The 19063-nt window shown below is 55.8% G+C and carries 13 protein-coding genes; 5 read left to right on the top strand and 8 right to left on the bottom strand.

Features of this window, described 5'->3' with window-relative positions; all coding sequences use genetic code 11:
• Positions 1 to 255: 255 nt before the first annotated feature.
• On the top strand, positions 256 to 1545 hold the full coding sequence (locus LOC70_RS08060; RefSeq protein ID WP_230253096.1) for a glycosyltransferase family 4 protein: 1290 nt from the start codon (positions 256 to 258) through the stop codon (positions 1543 to 1545).
• Positions 1546 to 1646: 101 nt separating this feature from the next.
• The gene (locus LOC70_RS08055; RefSeq protein ID WP_230253095.1) at positions 1647 to 2945 is read left to right on the top strand and encodes a hypothetical protein; all 1299 of its coding nucleotides are present in this window, start codon (positions 1647 to 1649) and stop codon (positions 2943 to 2945) included.
• Positions 2946 to 2977: 32 nt separating this feature from the next.
• On the opposite strand, the gene LOC70_RS08050 is transcribed toward LOC70_RS08055, so the two are convergent.
• From LOC70_RS08050 to LOC70_RS08030, 5 genes are all read right to left on the bottom strand, one after another.
• Positions 2978 to 3538, bottom strand: a complete 561-nt coding sequence (locus LOC70_RS08050; protein WP_230253094.1) for an ECF-type sigma factor — start codon at positions 3536 to 3538, stop codon at positions 2978 to 2980.
• A 47-nt stretch (positions 3539 to 3585) separates the two neighbouring features.
• Positions 3586 to 5859, bottom strand: a complete 2274-nt coding sequence (locus tag LOC70_RS08045) for a serine/threonine-protein kinase (RefSeq protein WP_230253093.1) — start codon at positions 5857 to 5859, stop codon at positions 3586 to 3588.
• Between the two features lie 180 nt (positions 5860 to 6039).
• Complete coding sequence (locus LOC70_RS08040) at positions 6040 to 6990, bottom strand: sulfite exporter TauE/SafE family protein (protein WP_230253092.1); 951 nt, start codon at positions 6988 to 6990, stop codon at positions 6040 to 6042.
• A gap of 119 nt (positions 6991 to 7109) precedes the next feature.
• Positions 7110 to 7874 (bottom strand): SDR family oxidoreductase, encoded by a 765-nt coding sequence (locus LOC70_RS08035; RefSeq protein WP_230253091.1) that lies wholly within the window; start codon positions 7872 to 7874, stop codon positions 7110 to 7112.
• Positions 7875 to 7986: 112 nt separating this feature from the next.
• Positions 7987 to 8883: a DUF4437 domain-containing protein gene (locus LOC70_RS08030; RefSeq protein WP_230253090.1), complete on the bottom strand. Its 897-nt coding sequence runs from the start codon at positions 8881 to 8883 to the stop codon at positions 7987 to 7989.
• Positions 8884 to 9199: 316 nt separating this feature from the next.
• Here LOC70_RS08030 and LOC70_RS08025 point away from each other — a divergent pair, with 316 nt between their 5' ends.
• Positions 9200 to 9544 (top strand): hypothetical protein, encoded by a 345-nt coding sequence (locus LOC70_RS08025; RefSeq protein ID WP_230253089.1) that lies wholly within the window; start codon positions 9200 to 9202, stop codon positions 9542 to 9544.
• Between the two features lie 16 nt (positions 9545 to 9560).
• On the opposite strand, the gene LOC70_RS08020 is transcribed toward LOC70_RS08025, so the two are convergent.
• Positions 9561 to 10124, bottom strand: coding sequence for an elongation factor P (locus LOC70_RS08020; protein WP_230253088.1), 564 nt, complete (start codon positions 10122 to 10124; stop codon positions 9561 to 9563).
• 255 nt (positions 10125 to 10379) lie between these two features.
• Here LOC70_RS08020 and LOC70_RS08015 point away from each other — a divergent pair, with 255 nt between their 5' ends.
• Together LOC70_RS08015 and LOC70_RS08010 are read left to right on the top strand one after the other, a co-directional pair.
• Positions 10380 to 13385, top strand: coding sequence for a serine/threonine protein kinase (locus LOC70_RS08015; protein WP_230253087.1), 3006 nt, complete (start codon positions 10380 to 10382; stop codon positions 13383 to 13385).
• A 94-nt stretch (positions 13386 to 13479) separates the two neighbouring features.
• Entirely contained in the window at positions 13480 to 14442 is a 963-nt protein-coding gene (locus LOC70_RS08010) for a GGDEF domain-containing protein (RefSeq protein ID WP_230253086.1), read from the top strand.
• A 19-nt stretch (positions 14443 to 14461) separates the two neighbouring features.
• Here LOC70_RS08010 and LOC70_RS08005 read toward each other — a convergent pair whose 3' ends face one another.
• A complete protein-coding gene (locus tag LOC70_RS08005) occupies positions 14462 to 16777 on the bottom strand; it encodes a TonB-dependent receptor (protein WP_230253085.1) in 2316 nt (771 codons plus the stop codon).
• Positions 16774 to 18861, bottom strand: a complete 2088-nt coding sequence (locus LOC70_RS24455; protein ID WP_230253084.1) for a right-handed parallel beta-helix repeat-containing protein — start codon at positions 18859 to 18861, stop codon at positions 16774 to 16776. Before LOC70_RS24455 ends, LOC70_RS08005 begins: the two co-directional genes overlap by 4 nt.
• Positions 18862 to 19063: the final 202 nt, after the last annotated feature.

Raw genomic sequence — 19063 nt, 5'->3', positions numbered from 1 at the left:
AACCGGCGAAGTACCGCGCAATGCTTAAGATCCCGAACATTCGCTGGGGTCACGGGGTTCGTCCGTGACACAAAATTGAAAAAGCTCGCTTCGAGACTTCCCCATCGGATGTGGCCAAGACGGATCCCCTTGGTCAACGTTCGAAACGACCGGAACCAACGCCGCGAAGGCCCATCGCGACAAGGTGCCAGATCGTCACGTGAGGTCTCGATCCGCCATCAGCGAATTACCGACCGACAACGCCGATACGCCCCCATGCAAGCCTCCACCGACAACGCATTTCCAACCGCCGTGCCTTCTCCGGTTCCCTCCATCTCCGGCATGGAACCGTCGGCTGTCGCTCCCGCAGCACCGGTGACACACGTCACCGCGACTGGCAGTTCGCCAGAGCTTCGAGCCATCCGCGTGCTGCATCTGGTCAATGGCGAGCATTTCTCCGGTGCCGAACGCGTGCAATCGCACCTGGGGCGATGCTTGCCGGAACTGAATGTCACGGCAGACTTCGCATGCGTCAAACCTGGTCGCTTCGCGGACATGCTGGAGGAACGTCAATCGGGCATCCCCGGCGAAACCTGGGGACAATGCCACCGAGTGCCGATGCGGAATCGCTTGGATTGGACCGCCGCGAAACGACTTTGCCGGGTCATCGCTGAAGGCGAATATGAGTTGCTACATGCGCACACACCTCGCACGGCCATGTTGGCGTCCATGGCATCTCGCTGGTCCGGCAAACCTTGGGTCTACCACGTTCACAGTCCCGCCGGCCGTGATTGCGAACGAGCTTGGGCCAATCGCATCAACGCCTGGATCGAACGACGATCGCTCAACAACTGCTCCCATCTGATCACGGTCTCCAACAGTCTTCGCGAAGACACCATTCAACAAGGTTTCGGCGCAGACCAAGTCACGGTCGTGCACAATGGAGTCCCCGCGATCCATCCTCCGCATCACAGCATTCCGTCCGTCGGCTCACGATGGACAATCGGGATGATCGCATTGATGCGTCCGCGGAAAGGCTTGGAAGTGGTTTTGGATTCGCTGGCGGAACTTCGCCGTCGCGGTACCGAAGTCACTTTGCGGTGCATCGGCCCATTCGAGACAGACGACTATCGCCAACAGATTGACTCGCAAATCAGCGACCTCGGTGTTGGAGACTTGATCAATTGGGTGGGGTTCACCGAAGACGTTCCGTCCGAGCTCGCTCGATTGGACGCGATGGTGCTGCCCAGCCTCTACGGAGAAGGGTTGCCAATGGTCGTGTTGGAAGCCATGGCTGCGGGAACACCGATCATCGCCACTTCGGTGGAAGGCACGCCGGAAGCTATTCGCCACGGCAAGGAAGGTCTGCTCGCGAATCCTCGCGATCCCATCTCGCTCGCCGAACAAATCGAAGCTTTGGTCACCGGGCAATATGATTGGCAATCCATGTCGGACTTGGCCGTCACGAGACACCATCAATACTTCAGCGATCACACGATGGCCAATGGCGTGGCCGGAGTCTACCGACGGTTGCTCGATACATCGGACGCCCGCGACGAAGCCTGATTCGTCTGCAAATTTCCGCCTCGCACGAACGCTTCCGCTTGGTACGATGAACCGGCGGTCGGACACCGCGTTTCTGGTCAGAACCTTCTGAATCGGCGGACATGACGATGCGAAGCTTCCATCAACAAACGTTGGAATCGACAACTCTCGGCGGGACGGAACTGCTGAAGCGACGAGCGTCGTTCACATGGATCGCGACGACTCTACTGATGTTGACGCTTTCGAGCAACGTCTTTGGCCAACCTCCTTTCCGACCGGGCGATCGCCGAGGTGATTCGTATCGTGGCCGTCCAGGAGACAACCCATCGGATGAATACGACCTCGTCGAACCCAACGGCGTTGTCACGGGTCGCATCTCCCTTCGCCGCGGCCGTTTGATCTACCGTCACGGTGACGGCCAGCAAATCGTCTACTCCAGGGACCGACGTTTCGATACGCCGGATCGGCGCTTCCTAGGTTACTACAACACGTTCTTGGCCAGAGTCCTTAAATTCCCACGCAGTGGTTTTGGGAACTTCTTGTACGCCGACCTGGATGACTTCGTTCCTTTCCCACAATCGTCGTATCGGTTCGTGCGTCCCGCGGGTCTCGGCCCAATTGCTGGCCCCGTCTACGGCCCTTGGGCTGGCGGCTACGTGGAATGGGCAGGTCCGCTGGTCAATGGAGTGGTGTGGGGGCATTCAAACTATGGCGGATTTGGCTTGCCTCAGTTTGGCCCGGCACCGTCGCTTGGATGGACAGGCTTTGATTTGCCGCTTGGTCCCGTTCCCGTGTCGCCGATCCCACTGAATCCCGGGCCCGTCCCGGTCGACTCTCGCCGAGTGCCTTTGCCGGACTTGGCACCCGCCAACATACAATTCACGAATAGCAGTGAACGCGATGTGAATGTCACACTGTCGGATTCGCGTCAAGCCGGGCTGACGAAGACGTTCCGTTTGGCTCCTGGCGAAACGGAGTCCGTCAAACTACGACGCGATGCGGGGTACGAGTGGGTCGAAACCTACGAACTTCTCTCACCCGACGGACAATGGGTCACTCGAGAGACCCGACGTTCGATCCCGGCGCAACCGCGGTACGAAATCGTTGTTCACGAATGGCGAGTTCAATCCGTCGCAATTGACCGAACTGCTCGTGGCAACAATCGGATCGAAGACATCAATATGCAAGGCAAAGGCATCGGCCGGTTCCTCTTGCCACCTGGCCCCGAGCTGAGAGACCAAACCATCGACGTCTTTCAGTCCGCCCGTGCGATGCAAAATCAAGGCAGCGTGACACCGATTGTTCCAGACGAACAACTGCAACAACAATACCGCCCGAGCGATCGGGTGTCACCATTCGAACGAGCCATCCTTGATCAACAACGGGCAATGCAGCGAGCGCGTGATGGACAGCGTCCGTGATTTTTTAAAGGCGAAGGCTCGACGCGACGACGTCAATCTTCCAGCTCCGCTTTCAACCAAGCCCGCGCGTAAGCCCAATATCGCTCGCAACTGGCGGTCGACAAATCCAACGCGGCAGCGGCTTCTTTGATCGTCAGGCCCGCGAAAAAACGCAGTTTGACCAACTCGGCTTTCACCGCGTCTTGCTCTTCCAACCGGCCCAACGCTTCATCAAGCATCAACAGTTTTTCGGGTTCTGATGCCGCTGGATGATTCCACGATTCCAACTGAATCGCGTGACGTCCTCCACCACGCTTGTCGGCGGAACTGGCTCGCGCGTGATCGATCAGGATCCTCCGCATCGCTTCGGCGGCAGCACCAAAGAAATGCCCCCGTGAGTTCCATTTGTGTGCGTTTCCCTCATCGTCCCCCACCAAACGCATCCACGCTTCGTGCACCAATGCCGTCGCCTGCAACGTGTGGTCAGGCCGTTGACGATGGAGCTTCGCCGCCGCGAGTCGTCGCAGTTCGTCGTACACAAGCGGCAACAAATCGGTTGCGGCTTGTTGATCTCCCGATTCCAACGCTTCCAGAATTTCGGTGATCTGATTCACATCAATGCACTCGTCAAAACAGCGAACATCAACCGCCCCGAACCAGTTTAACCTTGATCACGCACTGAGATCGCCTGACTGGACGGAAACGAATCCGATCGGCAATCGACGGCAACCTGCAAGGCATGTTCCGCCGCATCCAGTTCACCATTTTGGCGTAAAGCTTCCGCCAACGTTTCCCACACCCCCGGAATCTCCGGTCGAATCGCGGTGCAGCGCATCAGATAACGAATGGCACGTTCCCATTGTTCTTCACCCATCAGTGATTGGGCGTGCTCGAAGTTCAACATCAGGTCATCAGGGTATCGAGCCAACGCAAAACGCAAGACTTCTTCTGATCGCGAAGGATCCCCCACCTTCGCATACGACTCCGACAACCACGACAGCTTGCGAGCGCACGCCTGCGTCAAATCACTCTCGGTAACAGCATTGTCCAAAGAAGCCAATTCTTTCGACTCGGTCGAATAAACTATTTGCCGGATCACGGCACGCAGCGGGTCAGGATCCGAAACGCACATCGCATCGATCCAAGTCTGCTTCTCCTCCGAGGTCAATGCGGGACCTCCCAGATCCGCCAGATGCTGTCGCGTTCCGATCCACAATTCCAATGCATCGGTCAGTTTGACGTTGGTCGGATCATCATGGATACGCTCTCCCAAGTCCGCAGGTGACTCCCGATCCACATCATAACCTCGCTGACGAAGAACCTCTCGAAACTCCGTTTCCATGGCAGTCCAACTCGCAAGATCATTCTGCGTGGCACGCTGCACCAGCAACTCTTCCATCGCCAGAACAAATTCGCGATCTCGACGTGCCGCTTCATAGCGTTTCAAAAACCGATGTGTTCGTTGAGCGGTCACTGCACTCACCTGAGTCGTGAGCGACAATTCGCGTACGCGAGAGACCAACAAGTCCGTGCCGTCCCAACGATCATCGGTCGGAGTCGAATCATTGACTGACAACAACATCGCGGTTGCATCGTCCACGGCCCGCGACAGTTGTGAATCGTTTTGCTGCTGCGTCGCCTTTCTCAGCCGTTGGGTTTGCCAAGCCGCACCGCCGACCAGACCAACAACCGCCAACAACAAGGCGGCAGCAAACACTTGCGAACGATGTCGCAGCAAGAACTTCTTGGTACGATAAAGAGCAGAAGGCGGTCCCGCGTGCACCGGCTCATCTTTTAAAGCTCGCCGAATGTCGGCTGCAAAATCACTGGCCGTGTCGTAACGTCGCCGACGATCCTTTTCCAGGCCGTTCATGACGATCCAATCGAGATCCCCGCTGATCTCACGCGGCAGCTGACTCGGACTGACACTGCGATGCTTTGCCAACACCGTCAACTTTGCCCCCGATGAACTCACTCGTTGGCTTGGCTTTGGTGGCTCCTCTTCACGGATCATCCGCTGCAGCTCTTGATACCCCGCCGTCCGCAGCGACTTCGCTTCCAAGGGCGTGGTACCAGTCATCAACTCATAGAGCAACACGGCCAACGAGTAAACGTCGCTTCGAGTGTCAACATCCAACCCACTGAATTCCGCTTGCTCCGGACTCATGTACTGCGGCGTTCCCACCATCATCCCGTACTGAGTGAACAAAGTTTTTTCGGTCAATCGCTGATGCAGTGCTTTCGCGATGCCGAAATCGATGACTTTTACGACAGGCTCGCCATCGTGAAGCGTAACCATCACGTTGGACGGTTTAATATCCCGGTGAATGATGCCTTTTTGATGAGCATGATGAACGGCATTGCAGACGGACACAAACAATTGCATGCGTTCCGCGGTAGACAACGAGTTGGCGTCGCAGTACTCGGTGATGGGCACGCCGCGAACCAACTCCATCACAAAATAGGGGCGTTGGACTGAGGAACCCGAATTGCTATCGGAGACCGTCCCACCGTCGAATACTTTGGCGATGTTCGGATGGTCCATCATTGCCAAGGCTTGGCGTTCCGCTTCGAACCGTGCAACCACGGAGCGAGAATCCATTCCCGGTTTGATGACCTTCAATGCCACCTGCCGCCGAACGGGAGCACGCTGTTCCGCCATGAAGACGACACCGAAACCACCTTCACCCAACTTCTGCAGCAATCGATAGGGCCCGATGTCTTGGCCGACATCAACATTCAACCGATCCGAAGCGCCGTCCTCCGCCGACTCCTCGAAGTCAAGCAAAGGGTCGGTCTGCTCGTGCGCGAGCAACAACCGCTCCATCCGTTCCCGCAACGACGAATCAGCCTCGCAAACCCGATCCAAATATGCCTTCCGCTCTTGAGTTGGCAGTTCAATCGCTTCAGCAAAGAGACTTTCTTCGGATTTCATGTCATTCGGTCTTTGAATGGAAACGTGGAACCGGATCTTCAAATTTTAATCGTGAGTCGCATGAGATGACGTGCTTCGGCCAACGGATGGTCATCTCGTATGGCCACTTCGCACGCCATTTCGCATAGACCGGCCGCAACCGACCAGTCCGCGACCGAACGGGCCGCTTCCGAACTCGTCTCACCCGGCTCCCTTCACGATCAACAAAATCGCGACCACCAACAAGCCAATCGCCACCATGTTGCGAAATCCGCCGGTGGAAAGTCGTTGGCTGAATCGTTTTCCAACGGCGATTCCAATCAACGCCATCGGAAACACCAAAGACGCCTCCACCACGGACTGTTGTGAGACATCGGCTGTCAAAAAGAGAGCCAGCGTCTTGAAGACCGACAACGCCAGCAAAAACTGGTTCACGAACGCCTTGAAGTGATCCTGGTCCCAATCCTGTTGCAAGGCGTAAGCAACGACAGGTGGTCCTGGCATAGTGACCGCGCCCATCAAAAATCCCGATGCGATCCCAACTCCGGCGGTGGCGGTGTCGTTGCGATCAGTCTCCATGACATCTTCATCGCACGATTCCACGCCGGATTTAGCCTCATCCACTCGCTTGCGAGCCAGACTGCGATTGCGAAAGGAGTAGGCGATCATCAGCAGCAACGCCAATCCTGTCCCACGCGTCAGCCAATCCAAATTGATGGAATGGAACAACCACAGCCCCAACGGCAAACCGATCGTTGCTCCCGCCAACGCAATCAGCAACGGCCTCCAGACGATTCCTCGGCGGTAAGCCCAAACCGTCCCAAGCTGTACCGGAACCGCACAAAGGCTGACCAGCAAATGTGTTTGCCGAGCGTCGATCACAAAGGGCATCAAGCCAATCGCGACGATGCCAAATCCGAAGCCAATCCCACTGTGGACAAATCCAGCCACGAAGGCAATCACCGCGACCAATCCGATCAAGGCCCATGAGGTCGATTCCATCGCATTCGTCGCAGAAACCTTTTCGACCAATGCGGTCGCCTGACCTACGTTCTCCGCAGCCAACATGCGATCGAAGCATATCAAGCATCCAACAAGAGCCAACACCGCGACCAAGACATACGACTTCTGGTGACCTTGAACTCTCGTCATATTGTGCGTCTGATTCCCGACACTCATTCCGTAACCCTGACTTGATTGCAAACTGTCTCGAAATCTTGCCTGCAATCCATTCATCACAAGCTTGCTCATCAACCCAAACCGCGATCTGACTACAGACCAAAGGCTTGCTCCCGAAGTTGCTTCATATCGCCGCTTAGAATTTGCTCGACAAACGGCTGATACGGCTCACTGATCAATTCAGCCAAGGGACCGATCCAAGCATGAAAATATCCTTGCTCGATCGCGTCGAAGATTGCTGGTGCGACGATTTCCGGATGCGAAGCAAACTCGGCAAAGCCCGCTGACCTCCCCATGTCTGTTTGAATGGGTCCGGGATGAGCACTGACCACCAAAGTGCCCTGTTCCTGCAACGATTTCCTCAATCCCAAAGTGATGGAATAGCTCGCCGCCTTGGACGCGCAGTACGTGGCGAAGTCAGGAGATGCATTGAGCGAAGCAACACTGTTCAGTTGCACAAAAACGCCACCTCCGTTGGCTTTCAAAACGGGGGCAAACGCCTGTGCAACTCGAATCAATCCGTACACATTTGCTTCCATTTCATATTGCAACGTTTCGATGGTTTCATCCGCAAACGCGGAACAAACTTGCAACACACCCGCGTTGTTGACCACGACGTTGACGTCCTTCGCAACCAACGCGGCCTCTCGGATGGAACCGGGATCGTTCAAATCAAGTCGCACCGGGATCACTTGATCGCCGTGCGTCTCGACCAAGTCTTCCGCGGTCTGCACGTCACGCACCGCGGCATAAACTTTCTTAGCGCCTCGCTGAAGTGCAGCCTCCAAAATCACTTTGCCAATTCCTCGGTTGGCTCCGGTAATCAGGAAAACGCTGTCTCGGATGTGAAATGTCATTTCGGTAATTCTCGTTTGGTGATTGAACAACGACTTCGCGTTGAATTGACGTGACCGGCGGCTACCGAAAGCCGAACCATCATTGACTGGCAAAGCTCAACGAGCCTGATGGCTACCGTACGATTCGGAACGGTCCTTCCGAGCGAACGTAAACCACTGCATCTTTCGATGCCGAAACCGTTTGAAATGCTTTGCCTTCAAACCCGAAATAGGCTCCCGGTGAAAGCGTTTCGGGCCCCTGAACATCATGTCCCTCGAGTGAGACATCACCCTGGATCACCACCGACCGAAATGCTCCCTGTTCATTGACGAAGGTTCCCTCGAATCCGGCGGGCAGCCGTACCAATGAACAACTTACCGGTGGCGTGTCGTCATTTTCTTGACTGGCGATCTGCCACAGATAGGCAATCGCGGGCGCACTGGCTGACGAATTGAATGATGCCTCGTCGATCCACTCCGACTCCGATGCCGTCAACCAAACGATGTTGGACGCATCCACATTCAACGGGCGTTCTTGATTTCCGAAGGCTTTTTCAGGCGGCATGACAAGATAGGGACCTTCCTGAATTTCGACGTAAGCCACACTGCTTCCGCGAGCGGCCGTGACGTGAACCTCCCCGGCTGGTTGAGTCCAATAGGATGTCACGGGCATCCACATCGGTTCTGCGTCTGGGTCGTCGTTGTGCAGGCCTCCCGAGATGACCACACCGCGATAGGTGATGTTGTGGATATGAGGAGGCGACGAGAAACCATCCAAGAATTTGACGAGGAACCCCGACTTACCTGGTTTGGTCTGATCGCCCCACAGCGTCCCCGCCTTCGGTGCCTTATCACCTCGAGCCGGGTTGAGCGGTTGCCACGAAACTTCGCTGACATGGACCACCTGCGTTCTCGCGATGGGGTATCGGTCCAAAGATTCGGCACGAAAGGTGTCTTGCCCGAACGACGAAACGGACATCGCGATGGCGATTAGCAATCCTGAAAACGCGGGGCGTAAGTTGTTTGACATTGGATTCCCTTGGAGTTAATGGGCTGATCTGAGACCCAGTGCGGAATCCAGCGAATTTTTCCATCAGGAAAACGCTCAAATTTCAAAAGTTTCCCCCAAGAGACCAAAACACGTTCAGTTGCCGTGTTTTCCGCCGCATCCGGCAAGACGTCCCGCGTCCGAAGGCTGCGAATGGACAACTTGAAGTTTTCCAATGACACAACCACAATGCGGTCTCTTCTCCTTTTTGGATTTCTTCCGATAACTTCATGCGCATGATGTGTGGAAGCATTGAATCTTTCGATGCCCATCCTTCAGTGCCCCGGGGGCTTCTTCAATGCGAACGGTATGGACCGGCTGTTTTCTCGGACTCTTGTGTTTGAACCTCGGATGCACCGAACCAGTTCCTGAAACCGTTCCGGTCGCCAACAACGTTGTCGAAGGCGAACCGGAATCGGAGATCCAAAAGTACATGGAGGCTCAAGACCGGAATTCGCAGATGATGGAAGAACACTATCGCGAACGAAGCGAATCGTACGACTCGACGTTTAGCGATGGCACTCCAATGCAGGGCGCGCCAACCGACGGCTCAGCTTCTTCCGGTTGGGTGCAACCGCAACAGGACTTCCCCTCCATGATCAACTCCAGCCAAGCAACGGTCGTCCCCGAACCCGCGCGTTGATTGACTCGCCGAGCGATCATGCTCGCGAAAGAAACTGGCCGGTGCGACTGTCGATTTTCAGTCGCTCACCTTCTTTGATGTACTCCGGAACCTGCACCACCAAACCCGTTTCCATTGTTGCCGGCTTGGTACGTGACGTGGCGGAGTTTCCTTTCACGCCCGGGTCGCACTGCGCGATGTTCAGCTCGACCGTCGCGGGAACTTCCACACCAACACAAGCGTCGTTGTAGATCAACGCTCGCAGTCCCTCGAGCCCTTCGGTGATGTAAGGCAACTGCTCCTCGGCGTCTTCCAGTGGGATTTCGTACTGCTGAAAGTCCTCTTTGTCCATCACATGCAAGTGGTCCGCGTCGGTGTACATCAACTGCACGTCACGACGTGAGAAGTCGGCTTCCTGAAGCACGTCGGTTCCCTTCAACGTGATGTCGACTTTGTTGCGAGTCATCACGTTGCGAGCCCGGAACTTATACAAAGTCGCGGCTCCACGAGCGGAGGGTGATTGGACCGAAATGCCGACGATCATCACGGGATCGCCATCATGAACCACCACCGTACCGGACTTCACTTCTTTCGCGAGCATGCTTGAACACCAAAACGAGGAGGAAAATTTTGCGGCAAAAATAGTACTCGCCCGCTGAATCGAACAGCCCCAATCCAGCCCACCAATTGCTGCAACCAACACAAACCTCCACCAACCGAACTGGAGTCACCCTCACCGAGCCCCCGTTTTCCGTCGTCAGCATTGAGCAACCTATCGTTCTTTGGACCCCAGGAATTAGGGTTCCTCACGTTTGGCGAAGCGAACCCAACTCGAAATGCCGATCACGGCCCCACCATGACCGTCCATCATTCCAACCCCAGCGAACCGACCGGAAACTTCAGCGTCGGCAACCTTGGTGACGAATGCAAAGATGACTCTCGCGACAGTCATCGAAGCCATGCATCGGCTGGATTCCGCAAGAGCCGTTCTCGATCAACGCGGGCCAGATCCGGGCGTGAAACGGACGAGCATTCACTCGATGGCGAAACACTGGGCGGGACATCTCACAAGAGCTCGCCCTCGAACAAGAACAACAACTCGCCCACCACCCGTCGCGAGCAATCACCGGACTCGCCAACATCCCGCTACGAGAGTCTCGAGGAAGTCGGTCGAGGCGGTTGGGGAATTGTTGACCGCGCGCTGGATCGACAGTTGGACCGTGAAGTCGCCGTCAAGCGATTTTGCGACGCGCAAGATGTCTCCGAACAAGAACGGCAACGCTTCCTTCACGAGGCCAAAGTCACCAGCCAACTGCAACACCCCGGCATCGTTCCGGTGCACGAACTTGGCGATCGGCAGAATGCGTTCTATGTGATGAAACTGCTGGACGGGATGACGCTGAGCGACTTCCTCAAGCAACACCATCGCAACCATTCCCACGGTAAACAGACGTCGTTCCAGTTCGGCTATTCGCTGGAACCACTTCTTCAGCGTTTTGTGGATGTTTGCCATGCGGTCGCGTATGCCCATCAACGCGGCGTCGTCCACAGAGACCTGAAACCATCCAACGTCATGATCAGTGACTTCGGTGAGACCGTGGTCCTGGATTGGGGGTTGGCACAGTCGTCCAAGCAAGATGGTTCGCAAAGCCCCGATAACAATCGTTCCTCAAAGACACGGAACCAACCCAGCGGGCACGCCGATGTGTCGACGCTCATCGAGCCCGATGGAACAATCGTTGGCACGCCGGCTTACATGTCACCGGAACAAGCACGCGGAGAAATCTCGCGAATCAGTTCATGTTCGGATCTCTATTCGCTTGGCGTGATCCTTTACACACTCGTCGCGGGGCGAAGTCCCTATCACGGTCAACGAGTCGAGCGGATTCTCGAACAGGTCGCCCGTGGCGATGCCCCCGATCTGCGGACCGTCCAGCCGCTCACACCCGCGCCGCTTCTTTCGATCGTTCGCAAGGCCATGTCGGCATCGCCGTTTGATCGCTACGCGGATGCCGCGTCGCTCGCCGGTGACGTCCGCCTATTCATCGCTGGTGATTCTGTCAGCGTTCATCAAGAAAACCTCTGGGAACGCGGCGTTCGCTGGTGTCGATATCACCAGGGCATCACAGCAACCGCCACCGCATCGATCTTGTTGCTGATGCTGTCATCGCTTGTCTTTGGATTTGTCATTCACCGTTCACACCAGGCGGAAAAAATGGCTCGCATGGAGGCGGAGCGAGCCCATCAAGAGACGATTCAGCAACTCGGTGAAGTGCTCGAAACCACGGACACTTGGTTGGTCGAACTCAGTGGTTCGTTGCAGTTCTATCCGGGACTTGAACCGATTCGGAACGAGCTGATTCAACAATCCATTCAGCAGTACAGCACCATCGCTTCTGACTTCCAAAAAAACCTGGTTGAATCAAAGAACCTTCATGCATCGAGCATCTCCCCCCAGTTCAACCACAGCGATCTTTTGGCGGTCCTTGGTGAAGTCAGGGCTCGGCTGCGATTGGGTGACTTGCACCGACTGACGGGAGACCACCAAGAGGCTCAACAACAATACGCCGCCGCGGAAAAACGTCTGTCAACGATCGGCGAACGTTCAACTCTTGTCGTTCGAAACACGTCACTCACTGCTGATGCCAAAACAGATCCCCTGACTCAGTTGCAACTGGAACGCATCAATGCGTTGATCGGGCGATTGTTGCTCGCTTCTTCCGAGACATCGATCGCACAGACATGGCAAGAAATCCAAACAGCCCGGCGTTGGCTGAACTCTCGCGGCAATGCGTTTCGCGAAGACTCCGTGCACACGCAAGACTCGATCCCATCGCCATTCCATTGCAAAGTCGTCTCGGCGAAGGTTCGACTCGAACTCGCCCTCGAACGCTTGGCAAGCATGAGCGTTGAAACGTCCAGCGATGGAACTGATAGGAAATGGGATCCAACCGATTTCGAAAACGCAGTGCGGTCCGCTCGCACCTTGGTGTCGCTCCGTGGCACCGCGGCGGATCATCGTCTGAATGAAACCATTCAACAGCGCCAAGCGGAGCGTTTGCAACTCGCACAGCAACACGGACCAGCAATCAATGCATGGTCCGAACTCATCACCGATCTTCAACGACTATGTCTGCAATCTCCTGACCGAGTCGACACTCTGCAATCTCTCGCACATGCCTTGCTGCAGCGAGGAAACCTACGGGTTGCGAGCCATCAACCCGCAGCAGCGGCCGACGACTACAACGACGCCATTGAATCGCTGGAACACGCTTGGCGGATGACTGACAGCGACGGATTCTACCGAATCAATTTGGCAACCGCGGAAAACAACTTGGGTCAGCTCTTGTCTCATGGCGAATCGCAACAACCCGAGCGAGCCAAACAACTGCTGAATCGATCGCTGCAGACATATGAGTCACTCCTTCGCGAGAACATGACGACTCAAACTATGCGACGTTACGCGCAAACCAAGTTCGCCTTGGTTTCACTGGAGAACCGCAACGCGAGCTCACTCTCCGACTCAACTCGCAAGCACGCGGAAGACGCCGTCACGGCGTTTGACGTACTTCACGACCACGATTCGCTCTCCAACGATGAGCTGCTCGATGTGTTGCAATTGCTGGAACATTTGATTCACGACGCTTCATCGCCGGACAACACGCCCCGGATCGTGGAACTCGAAAAACAACAACGGTCTTTCCACAACGAAATCGATCGACGTGAACTCACCGAAGAGCAGGCTGCACGACTTCAGCAGATCACACATGACCAGTCAGACCTGACAAACGACACAACCCGAACCACTGAATTTGAAACCTCGAACTCCTTTGACTCGCCAACCCACGTGGACTCGGATTGAGCACAGAGTGACCCATGTTTGATTCGGATGCACCGTCGTTCAGGAACGTTCTTTCTCTCGTTCCGTCATTCGCCCTCCGTACCCGCTGATTCCAATGTCAGACATTTCCTCGTTCAGTCCCGGCGCCGCTTGTTCACCCGCTTTCGGCTCATCGGAATCGGACGCCGCATGCGTCGCCGAAGCCACGTTGCGTCAAACGCCCACTGCTTCGACCGCGCCAACACAAGATGAATGTTGTTTGGTCCAGATTTACCCACCGGATGTCATCGATGGCATGATGCTACTCGAACAAGACGAATTCCAAATCGGTCGGTCGCCTGAATCCGATTTGCCGCTGTTTGACAGCAGCGTTTCGCGTCGTCACGCCCGATTGATTCGCGACGCCGATGGATACGTGGTTCGTGATCTCGACAGCACGAACGGAACACTCGTGAACGAGCGTGAAATTCAGGGCGATGTCAAACTCCACACCGGCGACACGGTACGCATCGGAAGTTTCCTGTTTCGTTTCCTGTCCGCGGACAGCATCGAAACGCAGTATCACGAAACGGTTTACAACGCGCTGACCCGAGACGCCCTGACCGGGACGTTGAACAAGCGGTACATGCTGGAAGCCCTCGGCCGCGAAATTTCTCGGTCAATGCGTTCACAGTTGGAAATGACCGTGGTCATGCTGGACATCGATCACTTCAAATCAGTCAATGACACGCACGGTCATTTGGTGGGCGACGAAGTATTGCAAACCTTTGGCAAACGTATCGAATCGATTTGCCGCGTCGACGATTTGTTAGCCCGTTACGGCGGTGAAGAATTCTGCATGGTGTTGGCGGCGACCGGCTCCGACGAAGCTCACGAAATTGCGGAACGCTGCCGCCAAGTCATTTGCAGCGAACCGTTCGAAACGGCCGCGGGCCCGCTGGCAATCTCCGCCAGCTTCGGATTCGCGGTCATGAATCCATCGTCACCCAAGACCACCAATGAGTTGTTGGAAGCGGCCGACAACCAGCTCTATGAAGCCAAACGTTCCGGTCGCAACCGAGTTTGTGGCGAAGCCTAATCGCTTCGGCCATCCAGACTCAGTACGTCAACTCGGCTCCCACGTAGAAGCCAAACCCTGGCCGATAGACGCCGAGCCCTGACCGATAATCGATGTGCTCGCGATAGAACTTGTCAGTCACATTCTCAAAACCGCTCGTGACCAACAAGCTTCCAAAACGGCGATAGGCCCGAATGTCATAGACCGTGAAGCCTGGCGTCTCGATTTCCTGTAGCGTCGTTGCGACGCGGTCTTGGTTGTCTACGATGCGGGCAGCGAGCTCGACTCCCCAACGATCCGATGGTCGCGGGTCATGAATCAAAACCCCAGTGCGAGCTTCCATCGGCGCGATCCCCGGCAGCGGTTCGGCATCCACCGTGCTGTTGCCACTGCGATACGGATCACCAGTGTGTCGCGACGGTTCGAGGCGTGTACGGTCGCGGCCCTCGACATAGGTCAGGATCCCAAACAGCGACAGCATCGACGACAACTCGACTTGCCCGTAGGTTTCAAAACCCATCAAAGTCGCCAAGTCGGTATTCACAAACGACGCGCCTTGCTGAAAACCATCAATGGTTCCGGCGGGATCAAACAAATCGTAGGTGATGAAGTCTTGCACCCACGCGTGGTGTCCGTGCAAGCCAAACTGAACCCGGTCGTCGTTGTACTCCACACCAAGATCTAGCTGATACAACTTCTCTGAACTCAGCAGCGGATCACCATCCAAGAACGTCAGTCCTCGTTGCAACGAGCCGATGAACGTGTACTCCGCGTACATTTCGGTCAGTGTCGGTTGCCGCATCGCGAATCCCATCCCGGCACTGCCAATCCAACCACGACCCAAATTTCGATTCGCGGTCAGGTAAGCCGCTCCCAAGAAAAACTCTTTGTCCAGCGTTGTGCCTTCGAGTTCACTGAGCGGAGCCGGGACACCCTGCACGATATCCCTCGAATCGGTGAAGACGCCATCGATACGCGTGCCTGCGGTGAGCACCAGATCATCCGTCGCCTGCACGATTCTTTCGGCGTATAGTCCGACGTCGATCGAGTCACTGCGTGGGATCGGGAAGTTATTGTCGTTCGGATCTGGATCGTAGAAGTCGTACTCGTTCAGTTCCTGGTTCAGATAAATCAGGTCCGTCCCGATCGACCACTGAGCACCCTCACTGAAGAACGTGGACTCGAATCGATACCCGGCCGACAAAGCGTCTCCATCGGTGTTGGTGAACCCGTCGTCCGCACCCAGGAACGAAGGTTGGAACGCGTCGGCCAAAGTTGGAATTTGCCGAGCCTTTCCCGGCCGCGTTGTGTCGCCCTCGAATCGCGTTCGGTTGTACCAGACCTCCGATGTGAAGTAGTCCGCAAAGCCGGGAGCTTCGTTGACGTAGGTGACTTCGTATCCGTCGGTCACCAGAAAGTTCAGGTCCGTCACCAAACCGGGGAATTCCACGTCGGTTTGATCCAGTCGCAACGCATTCCATTCAATTCGTTCGTTCTCATTCAAGTCAAATCCGAACGCCACGAACAAATCGCGTGACTTGTAGCTCGCTGGAATGAAGAATCCATCTTGTCCGGTTTCATAATCGTTACCCGTGCGATGACCGTAGCTCAGATGAAACCCGTAATCTTCGGCACCACCCCAAAACGATTGCCGACCATAAAACTGTTCGCCGTTGGTGTTGTAGGTGCCGCTGGTCGCGCCATGTCCCTCGTAACCATTCTCGTAACGGGGCGACTGCAAAAACTCCAAGTCGACAAACCGAAACCCCGGCCCATAGCGGCTGGCATACGGCCCTTTGATCAAGATCGAATCCTGGATCAAACGCGAATCGATCTTGCTCATCATGGTGTCCAAATCCATTCGAGCAGGCGCCCAATACGATCCGGATGCCAACACCTGTCCCACACGTTGCCCGCGGACTCGAGTGTCACTGACGATGGGGGTTCGGTTTTGAATTGATACTCCGTGCGCCCCTTTGGAACGTCTGAGCAAATCGCCGATGTCCGCCGTGCGTCGCCCCAAAGCCTCTTCGCGAAACACCGCATCGGCCGCCGGAGAATTCGCCAGCGGCTCACGATCCGGCGGCAAGTCTTTGACTTGATTGACATCGCCAAACAGACTTGCAACACGAGCGTCCGCCTTGAGCGCGGCCTCGTCATCTAGCTCGTCGTTCGATTTTTCATTCTGGACTGCCAAAGCTTCCTTGGTCACTGGAGCTTGCAGCCTTCCAACCGGCAAAGGTTTCGGATTCTGCGCCATGGTCATGTTGGTACACAAAGCGACCGCCATCAGGCTGACCAGCCAGCTCACCGTCCATGATGAATGTCGATTGGATCGAGTTTGCGAAGGCGTCATGGGAACGTGTTGCCTCCGTCGCCATTGCCCGAACCCGTGTTGTTGTTAGCCGTTCCGTTGTTGACGCCGTCGTAGCCGAACGATCCGTTGTCATTGGCGACGTTGTCCGAGAATGTTCCACCAATGGCGTTTTCGACGAAGTCAAATCCGGTGTCGTCGTTGGAGTCCGCTCCATTTCGAAGGAAGTTGCCGAAGTTGTCGTTGAACGAGAACCCGTACAGGCCGTTCCCCGACGCCACGTTGTCTAGGAAATCGCCATAGTTGTCGGCGAAATCAAAGCCCACATCGCCATTGTCAAAGGCGAGGTTGTCTTGGATCGTTCCGTTGTTGTCGTCAAAGTCAAAGCCAAGCGATCCGTTGTCGAACGCCCAGTTGTCTTCCACCAAATCGTTGTTGGCGGCAAACGTGTAACCTTGCAAACCATTGTCCGCTGACAAGTTGCCAACGATGGATCCGTTGTTATCCAGGAAGTCAAATCCGCTGAGTTCGTTCTCATAGGATTCGTTGTAGTTGAAATCACCCGAGTTATCGTCGGCAAAGAATCCGAAACCTTCGTTGCGAAGGGACCGATTGAGCGACACCGTCCCGTGGTTGTCGAACAGGTCAAATCCGTTGCCTTCGTTCCCCAAAGCGTTGTTCTGAACGAATTCGCCTTCGTTGAGTTCGACGTCAAAACCATGTCCACCGTTGCCGGTGGCTCGGTTGTGGGCGATGACGCTGTCGATATCCAATTCGCCAAACCGGAAACCGCTGTCATCCGCTCCGGTCACATTGTTGCTGAAGATCAGAACGTCGACCAAGTTGTCCAGCCCACCCGGAAGGTCACTGGAGATACCGTGAAGGCCACCGTGAATGTCGAATCCTGAGATCACGCTGTGATCGGCCGTTAGGATGACAGCTCGCGCTGGATCCGTTCCTACAAGCCGCACCGGGGAACCAAAAATCGCTTCCACGCCGGTCACCGCACCTTTCACGGGCAACCCGCCCCCAAGCAACTGCTGCCCGTCTTGCACCTCGATCGGATCCGACAGTCGGATCTCACCGTACGTTCCATTGATGATCACAGAGTCAGTGGTTGCGTTAGCCACAACTGTTTGCAGATCTTCGGTTCTGGCATCCACCACGGTGACGGAACCAATTTCGAAATCGTATTTGGCGTGCTGTGCCATTTCTTTGCCGCCAGGAACAGGCGTGACTTCCGAAACGACGTCCACATCGCGAACGATGGCATCGGTCATCCGCCGTTCCATGCGGGTCATCTTTCGCCGACGGTTTCGATCGAACCCAAACGGCATCCGAACGCCAAAAGTAGCGGACGTTTGCGATTCGCGAACGTTGTCGTGTTGGTACTGAAGACCCACGGTCAATCGCGAATCCATCGCCAAGAACGGCAAGTCAAAAGAACGCACTTCCGCTCGCAACCGAGGTCCCGCGATCGACGTCGCGGCGGGTGAGTTCGTGTCGAAGTGAAAGCCTCCGGCGAAGCCTCTGAGTTCTGTATCGCACCAAGTCGGCAATCGCCAAAGCAAGACACCGATTTCGGCATCCGTCCCGAAGTACGCCCGTTCGACATTGTTTTGAACAACGAGGTTGCCGGCCGAGATCACCGCGGTCGCATTGGCGGCTTGCGCCGAACCGCCCTCGGGAAGATAGCCGTTCCAACGCATCTCCCAAACATCGCTCAGACACTCCACACCCAAGGTGGCCTGGTTAAACGTGTTTTCGTTCTTGGACTCTTTGACGTCGTAGAACCCATACACGCCCGCGATGTGGCTTCCGCCAAACATGTGCCGGTACGCCAATCCGAGATTGCCTTCCGCTCCGCCCCCGTACAGAAACTGACCACGCACATCGGCAAACAAAAGATCGTCGTGTGTTGCAATGATCGGCGCGAACAAGTCCGTGTGGACTCGAGACGGATCATCGGCCCGTCCCGTGAGAGACGCGTACGCTCGATATGGCGGATCATTCGCGGCGTAGGCCAATTCGCCGCTGGTGGTCATCACCAAACCAGACGACTGCGCCAGCAACGACGTGCAACATAGCACCATCGCAATCACGGCAGGCAACAATCGGCAGGACACAGGCGACTCCCTGAAACACACGCGCCGCTGAAGCGGAATCCTTCCCCCTATCACGGCTGCGTCATTCCCCGTATCGGCTTCCTAACCGTTACAGTCAATCGAAAACGCAAAATCAGTGCATTCCTTTGGACAACACTGAACAAGCAAGCACGCTCACAATGAGCACGGCCTTTTCGATGCACCGCCACCGGTCAATAGCGAC

Origin of the sequence: Rhodopirellula halodulae (assembly GCF_020966775.1) — a bacterium.
GTDB lineage: Bacteria > Planctomycetota > Planctomycetia > Pirellulales > Pirellulaceae > Rhodopirellula > Rhodopirellula halodulae.
The sequence above is the reverse complement of the archived record's forward strand: the minus strand, read 5'-3'. Positions and strand labels throughout refer to the sequence as shown.